The organism is Caldisphaera sp., from assembly GCF_046536515.1.
Lineage (GTDB): Archaea > Thermoproteota > Thermoprotei_A > Sulfolobales > Acidilobaceae > Caldisphaera.
On sequence record NZ_JAWDMQ010000073.1, the window covers coordinates 1 to 5,457 of the forward strand.

Below are 5,457 nucleotides of genomic sequence, written 5' to 3' on the forward strand. Positions count from 1 at the left end.
TAAGGGCTATTTCCTTATTAGTTATCTTGTGGTAAGTAGTGGTAAAACTTAAATGTCCTAGGTGTGGATATGTATGGGACTACAAGGGCAAAAAGATATATTATGCAACGTGCCCAAATTGTATGAGAAAAGTCAATATAGCTAAATACAAGGTTGAGTAACTATGTCTATGGGCAGTGAGGGTTTACTAACCTTAACAGTTAATATAAAGGTTAGCCCTGAGCCCGATTTACATAAAAAATTGTAGATTTGATGAAGCGATATAGGGAAGCCCTCAACTATTCTATAAAATTTATAATAGAGAATAAAGCAATAAGCCTTGGAAAAGCCCATAGACTTTTATACAAAGTTCTTAAGGAAAAATATGGCTTGCCCTCTAAAATTGCTATTAATTGTTATAGAGAGGCTATTGCTATAGCTAAGTCTTGGCTTAAAAATACCAATAAAGGCAAGATACCCATAGTTAGGAGTCTTAGGATTTGGTTAACATATGAGCAGGGCTATAGTAAGGTGATTATGTAGAGCTATTGGGAGGCTATAGGCTTAAAATTATTGGATAGGAGATATAATAGCTACCAAAACAAAGAGGCTAGGTTGTTACTTAAAGATGGTAAGTTTATTCTTAAGATATCTAAGCGTTTGTTTACTCCAGCTAAGTATAGCCCTAGTGGAGTCTTAGCTGTTGATTTTAACGAAAAGCAAATAGTTGTAGGTAATAGAAAAAGCGAATATAGGTTTGATACAAATATTGAGAGAGCTCTGCATTATAAACAATTAGCTGAAAACCTTCATAATAGATACTCTTCTTCTAAATACAATGCTTGGCTTAGGAGAGGAGGCATTAAGAGGAGAATAAAAAGCTTCTACAGGAAGGCTAGGAACATTATAGAGGATTGGGCAAAGAAGACTTCGCATGAAATAGTAGCTTTAGCTAAGCAATACCAATATGAAGTAGCTAGAGAAGACCTAACAGGCTTGGTAGAGAACTTAAGGAAGCTTCCAAAAGAACACAAAGTCTCTTTGCTTATTCTAAGCTACAGAAGACTAGAGCATTGGATAGATTGGCAATGTGAAAAGCAAGGGATACCTATAGCTGTTATTAATCCTAAAGGTACATCATCAATATGCCCAATATGTGGTTCAAAGCTTGTTGAAAATGGTTATAGGAGATTTAAATGTCCTAAATGCGGTTTTGAGGCTAATAGAGATACAATAGCAATATTAAATATTGAAAAGAAAGCATACAAAAAGATGGGGGATCTCTGACCACCCCGACTGCCCCTCAAATGAAAGATGTAATCCCGAATAGATGAGGGGAACCCTCGCCCTTCAGGGCGGAGAGGAGGTCAGATGTATAATTAATCCGTTTCAAACAGGTATTTTATGATTAATGAAAATTTTCAGGAAACTGAACTTTGATAAAAAACATTTTCATACTTTCTTATGTAACGTGGTTGAGCTTAACTTTTTATCACAGAGTTCTTGATGAAGCATGCGCTGCTGTATTATTAAAGGAATTATCGGAAATATTATATAATGAAGAGAAGATAAGAAATATAATATTTAAGCAAATTTTATTAAGATTATTAATACAATTGTTTATAATTTTTCTTAAGAAATATTGTTTGGGATAATAAAATGAAAGTAAAAATACTGTTTGGGGGTATTTACTCAGAATTAGCTAAATCAGATAAATATGATATAGAAATAAGCGATAATATAATAAATACTGAAAAACTTTTACGTATAATAAAAGAAAAATTTAATATTGATATTAAAAATGATGTTGTAGGAGGCAACGCGATAATATTGATCAATGGAAGAAACATTAAAACTGCGGGAGAAGTTAAAATAAGTGATGGAGATTTTATTTCTATAATACCACCTATAAAAGGAGGGTAACCGTTTGTTCCTACACTTTCATTTCAATCATTTTATCTTCAATCATGATCAAGTGTAGGGACTTAGCCCTCAACCACCCACTTGTGGTAGGTGGGTCATGGGACTCCTTCGACCCCAACGGCACGGGGGTCACATCTCCAACCCTTTTCCTTCCCCCTTTCGCAAACACCAACCCTTGGGGGATCGCCCCATCGGGTTGATGAACAATCTTTGTCCCTCCTTATGTCTCAACAATCTCTCTACAATATTAGTTGATAATAAATAGGTAAAAAAAGATTTCTATTAACATGAGAAGGGATTCAGCCCAAAAATATAAAAATTCCCAATATCTTAATTTAGAAACTGACCTCCTCCCCGCCCTGAAGGGCGAGTTTCCTGAGGTCTCAAGGGTTACACCCCTTTTATGGGTGCTACTCTATTATCCCCCAAGCCGATATTGCGGGAGAAATCGGCTCCCGCTCCTCATGCTTTAAGAGTTGACCAGAGGGGGGCATCTGGAAAGCATCTCAAATAGAAATAGTATTTTTGATTTAAAAATTTTTCCCTGCCCCTAGAAGGAACGAGGTTTGCTGTTTCTTTATCATGCTATTCCTTCTTCCTATTATGTCAGCTAAATACCCTTCAAATATGTATCCTATAGCAGTAACAAAAGTCAATCCAAGATAATATATGCTTACTAAATAAATAGGAAGTTTATAATATTGATTTAATGCTAAACCTATATAAGGATTTACTGTAGATATAGAAAATGTACGTATGAAGCTAATAATTGTTAATTTGTTTTATATCGTTCAAATACATACCCCATTCAAAGAATTCAAATTAAAAATAAATTAACTTTTATCTATTAATTACATGTATAATTTGAGGATCCAAATTCATTATTTAGTGATTTTATCTTTTATTTTATCAGTTTCACTATTTCTTGTACCCTTCCATTCATGCGCTCTACCTATTATTAGTTTTACCAGCGCTATCCATGTTGTAATACCATAAAATGCAAGAATAACAGGCAATGGTCTTATTTTCTTACCTACCCTCTTATATAAAGCATAATATGCAGAAAATCCCACCAAAAACTCAACCAAAAATGCTAGTATTGCATAATTTAATGCGTATGGAGCCATTATAGGCCATAATATGGTAGCGTATTCAGCTATAGGCATTAAATACAAGGCCAATAAAGGCCATGACTTTCTTGGATGCCTCAAAACTTTTGGAACCAATAATAACATTCCTCTTACCCATCTCTCTTTTTGTGTAATCAATTGAGAATAGTATCTTACTGGTTCCGTATATACAGGATTATCGCTTAGGACCTTTATCTTGTATCCGGACGCTATCATTCTTATGCTTAAATCTAGGTCTTCTGTAGCTGCGCTTTCTTCCCAACCATTCATTTTTTCCAAAACATCTTTTTTTACAAAATAACCAGAACCCATAACCCATGATATTCCTGATAGGGTTTCCATTACAGGAGCCAGCAATCTTGTATAAAGGAACATCTCTGCCTCCTGAGCCCTTATATGAACTCCACTAAAGGTCTTTTCTGATCCCTTATCTAAGATTATTTCTCTTGGCAATTGAACTGCATCTGCTTTATTGTTTATCAAATATGGGATCGCTGCCATAATTGCATTTTTTGTTAATACATCATCAGCATCCAAAACCCCGATAATCTCACCCTTAGCATATTTTAGAGCTTCATTTAATGCTGAAGGTTTTCCCTGCTTTTTGCCATATACCAATATCGTACTTATATCACCCATATTTCCCCTACAACCACTTTCTTTACAATTAGATAAACCAGCTATTTTTAGGGCTTCTTCTATAGTATCATCACTCCTTTCTACAGCTAAAATTACTTCTAACTTATCATGAGGATAACTCTGCTCTTTAATGGAATTTAATGCTCTCAATAACAAATTTCCTTCTTTATATGAAGGTAATATTATAGATACTAAGGGATAATTTTTCATTTTCTTTTTAATATTTTCAAGCTGGACATCATTGTCTATTTTTATTGGAGAAACTATAAGTGCTAATTCAAAAGCAGCCAAAATGCTTGCTAATGCTCCAGTAATTATAATATATCCAATAGCCCATTTTGGAATATATGATTGATACTCAACATTAATTATTTTCAGTATTGTTTGAACTTGATTTATATCTATATATTGATTTTGCATTGCTTTTTCACGCTATATCTATAGCTGTCATCACTACCTTATAAATTTATTAAAAAAATAAATATTATTAATAAATTTTGGATAATTTTAAAAGTTAATTATTTAGGCTTATCTTTAAAAAATTATATACTATAGAGATTTATGAATAAAGCTTATTTGTTTTTATCTTTAATTTATAAATTTTGGATAATTTTTATTTATTAAAATAAATTTTTATTATTTTTCGTATCTAATATAATTTTTTTAGTCTTAGAGGTTAAATTATTTATGATAAAATTAAAATCTTTTGTATTTTTTAAATATATTTATTATAAAAACAGCTTAGCAATATATAGCTACTATTGAATATTCCTGATGAATATCATCTTTATATAATTTAATTTTAACATATAATAAATCTTCATTAATTCTTTCAAATGCTAAAGAAGCAAAAAAAGCAAAACTTAAGTTATAGATGTTTGTTACCATGTATATTCCATAATTTTCTTCCGGAAATTATAAAAAGAATTTTTGATAAAGCGAACGACAAGCCCCTTCTAGGGGCTGGTTTTTTATTTTTAAATTTAAAAACTTATTAAAAATTGAGACAACTGCTAAAGGGGTATGCTTCACTGAAACATGAGTATGCATCTACCCCAACTAACAAGTGTAATAAAAATATGAATCTAGGCCGATCAACTCTTAAAGCATGAGGAGTTGGAGCCGATTTCTCCCGCAATACCGGCTTGGGGATAATAGAGTAGCACCCGTAAAAGGGGTGTAACCCTTGAGACCTCAGGAAACTCGCCCTTCAGGGCGGGGAAGAGGTCAGATATTCAAATTAAATAGCAACTCATCTAAGTTTAAACTATTATATATAGCAAAATTCTTTTATTGTTATTTTGTTTTCTATTTCCATTTTTATATCTTTTTTATTTAGTCAAAATAATAATTAATATGCATTAGCGTAATAATACTCTTTTGTTATATTTCTGTATAAAAAAATTATATTTAATTCATGATTTAATCGTATTATTATTTCGTAAATGAAACGCTTATAAATTTATTAAATTTACAATTATAACGAGGATGATTTTATGCCAATAGAATCTATAAAGCATGATATTTTAATAATAGGTAGTGGCCTTGCTGGTCTTAGGGCTGCTGTTGAAATAAAGAGAAAGTATGGAGATAAACTTGATGTAGGTGTTGTAAGCAAAGTGCATTTAATGAGAAGTCATAGTATAGCCGCTGAAGGAGGAACCGCTGCTGTTCTTTATCCAGAAGAAGGAGATAGCTTGGCATTACATGCATGGGACACAATAAAAGGCAGTGATTTTTTAGCCGATCAAGATGCTGTTTGGACGTTTGTTAAACTCATGCCAGA

7 protein-coding genes and 1 pseudogene are annotated in these 5,457 nt (G+C 32.3%); 5 read left to right on the plus strand and 3 right to left on the minus strand.

Translation table 11 applies throughout. The features are described 5' to 3' along the window. Positions 1-38: 38 nt before the first annotated feature. From RXO53_RS07605 to RXO53_RS07620, 4 genes are all read left to right on the plus strand, one after another. Entirely contained in the window at positions 39-161 is a 123-nt protein-coding gene (locus RXO53_RS07605; protein WP_410713627.1) for a hypothetical protein, read from the plus strand. Between the two features lie 91 nt (positions 162-252). Further along, positions 253-522, plus strand: coding sequence for a hypothetical protein (locus RXO53_RS07610; RefSeq protein WP_410713628.1), 270 nt, complete (start codon positions 253-255; stop codon positions 520-522). 30 nt (positions 523-552) lie between these two features. Continuing rightward, the gene (locus RXO53_RS07615; protein WP_410713629.1) at positions 553-1,266 is read left to right on the plus strand and encodes a zinc ribbon domain-containing protein; all 714 of its coding nucleotides are present in this window, start codon (positions 553-555) and stop codon (positions 1,264-1,266) included. A gap of 372 nt (positions 1,267-1,638) precedes the next feature. Beyond that, on the plus strand, positions 1,639-1,902 hold the full coding sequence (locus RXO53_RS07620) for a MoaD/ThiS family protein (RefSeq protein WP_410713630.1): 264 nt from the start codon (positions 1,639-1,641) through the stop codon (positions 1,900-1,902). A 10-nt stretch (positions 1,903-1,912) separates the two neighbouring features. On the opposite strand, the pseudogene RXO53_RS07625 reads toward RXO53_RS07620, so the two are convergent. From RXO53_RS07625 to RXO53_RS07635, 3 genes and pseudogenes are all read right to left on the minus strand, one after another. Further along, a pseudogene (locus RXO53_RS07625) lies at positions 1,913-2,119 on the minus strand (hypothetical protein); the annotation flags it as partial. Between the two features lie 664 nt (positions 2,120-2,783). After that, the gene (locus RXO53_RS07630) at positions 2,784-4,091 is read right to left on the minus strand and encodes a glycosyltransferase (protein ID WP_410713631.1); all 1,308 of its coding nucleotides are present in this window, start codon (positions 4,089-4,091) and stop codon (positions 2,784-2,786) included. Between the two features lie 321 nt (positions 4,092-4,412). After that, a complete protein-coding gene (locus RXO53_RS07635) occupies positions 4,413-4,559 on the minus strand; it encodes a hypothetical protein (protein WP_410713632.1) in 147 nt (48 codons plus the stop codon). A gap of 608 nt (positions 4,560-5,167) precedes the next feature. Between RXO53_RS07635 and RXO53_RS07640 the strand changes: the two genes are divergently transcribed. Beyond that, on the plus strand, positions 5,168-5,457 hold a 290-nt coding region (locus tag RXO53_RS07640; RefSeq protein WP_410713633.1), incomplete at its 3' end, for an FAD-binding protein.